A 2,071-nucleotide genomic window follows, 5' to 3' on the forward strand; every position below is an offset into this window, starting at 1 on the left:
GCCCCACCCGGACCAGCACCAACCCACCGGTCGTCGTGCCTCCCCTTCCCGACGACACCGAGACGAACGCCCCGGCGACCACCACCACCCCGACGTCGAGTTCCGCCGCCGAGACCTCGGTCGCAGCGACGTCGACGCCGGCGAGCAGCTCGCAGGGGATCGTGAACGACGCGGCTGCAACGCCGTGAGCACCCTGGGCACCCGGTGACCCACCGGTACCGCAGCACTCGCGTCGCACCGGTCGGGGCTGGGCCAGCGATTAGGCTCCGCGACGGCGTGGCGACCCGCGTCGTGCCCCGACCGGAGCCGCGTACCGCGCACCCGCTCGCCGGAGAGGACCCCCGATGACCACCCCCTCAGTGCTCGGTGAGCGCTATGAGATCGGCGGGGTGCTCGGCCGTGGCGGGATGGCGGAGGTGCACCGCGGGCGGGACCTGCGGCTCGGTCGCGAGGTAGCGGTCAAGGTGCTGCGGCAGGACCTCGCCCGCGACCCGTCCTCCCAGGTGCGGTTCCGCCGGGAGGCGCAGGCCGCCGCCTCGCTGAACCACCCGGCCATCGTGGCGGTCTACGACACCGGTGAGGACCGCGGGCCCGCGGGGGCCACCCCGTACATCGTCATGGAGTACGTCGAGGGCGAGACGCTGCGCGACGTCCTCCGGCGGGAGGGCCCGCTCTCCCCCGACCGTGCCATGTCGCTGACCGCGGACATCTGCGCGGCCCTGGACTTCAGCCACCGCAACGGCATCGTGCACCGGGACGTGAAGCCCGGGAACGTCATGATCACCCCGCAGGGCACCGTCAAGGTGATGGACTTCGGCATCGCCCGGGCCGTCTCCGACTCGGCCGCGACGATGACCTCCACCGCAGCCGTCATCGGCACCGCGCAGTACCTCTCCCCCGAGCAGGCCCGCGGCGAGGGCGTCGACGCCCGCTCCGACGTCTACTCGGCCGGCTGCCTGCTCTACGAGCTGGTCACCGGAACCCCGCCGTTCACCGGTGACTCGCCGGTGGCCGTCGCCTACCAGCACGTGCGCGAGGACCCGAGGACACCGTCGTCGATCAACCCGGCGATCCCGCCGGAGCTCGACGCCATCCTGCTCAAGGCGATGAGCAAGAACCCGGCCAACCGCTACCAGTCGGCCGCCGACATGCGCGCGGACCTGCTCCGCGCCGTCGCCGGTCAGCGGGTCGAGGCGACGCCGGTGATGAGCGACGCCGAGAAGACCACGATCATCGGCGCGGCCTCGGGAGGGCTGGGCCACGGCGGCGGCTGGGACGACCAGGCCGCGCAGAAGCGCAAGCGGAACCGGGTCATCGCCCTGGTGGTCGGTGCCCTCGTGCTGATCGGCGGGGTCATCGCCATCGCGCTGGCGCTGACCGGCGGCAGCGGCGACGACGCCCCGCCGGCCGCCACCCAGGTCACCGTGCCGGACCTGACCGGCAAGACCCAGGACGAGGCGACGGCGGCGATCACCGGGGCCGGGCTCACCGTCGGCACGATCAGCCGGGAGGCGAGCACCGAGGAGCAGAGGGACACCGTCCTCAGCTCCGACCCGGCGTCCGGTGAGAAGGCCGACCCGCAGGCGCCGGTCCGCCTGGTGATCGGTGGCGGGCCCAACACCATCGCCGTGCCCGACGTCGTCGGTCAGGACCAGGACGCCGCGATGAGCGCGCTCGAGGGCGCCGGGTTCACCGGCAGCATCAGCACCCAGCAGGAGCGCTCGCTCGCACCCGAGGGCCAGGTCATCTCCGTCGACCCGGCCGCGGGCTCGCAGGCGGCGCCCGACACCCGGATCACGCTCCGCGTCTCCACCGGGTCGATCGAGCTCCCGGACGTGCGCGGGCTGACCGAGTCCGCGGCCCGCGAGCAGCTCGTCGCAGCCGGCATCGACAACGGCAACATCGAGTCCACGAACGCGGAGAGCGACGCCGTGGCCGCCGGCAACGTGGTGAACTCCGACCCCGGCCCGCGGGCCGCGGTCGCCGAGGGCGACGTGATCACGCTGCTGATCGCCGTCCCGATCCCGAGCGAGGCGCCGACCACCCCGACCACCCCGACGACCCCCGCGAC

2 protein-coding genes are annotated in these 2,071 nt (G+C 73.7%); both read left to right on the forward strand.

Annotated elements, in window-relative coordinates; all coding sequences use genetic code 11:
• On the forward strand, positions 1-188 hold a 188-nt coding region (locus FHL80_RS25910; protein WP_216871045.1), incomplete at its 5' end, for a hypothetical protein.
• A gap of 156 nt (positions 189-344) precedes the next feature.
• On the forward strand, positions 345-2,071 hold a 1,727-nt coding region (pknB, locus tag FHL80_RS25020; protein WP_216871046.1), incomplete at its 3' end, for a Stk1 family PASTA domain-containing Ser/Thr kinase.

The organism is Modestobacter excelsi, assembly GCF_005930495.1.
Taxonomy (GTDB): domain Bacteria; phylum Actinomycetota; class Actinomycetes; order Mycobacteriales; family Geodermatophilaceae; genus Modestobacter; species Modestobacter excelsi.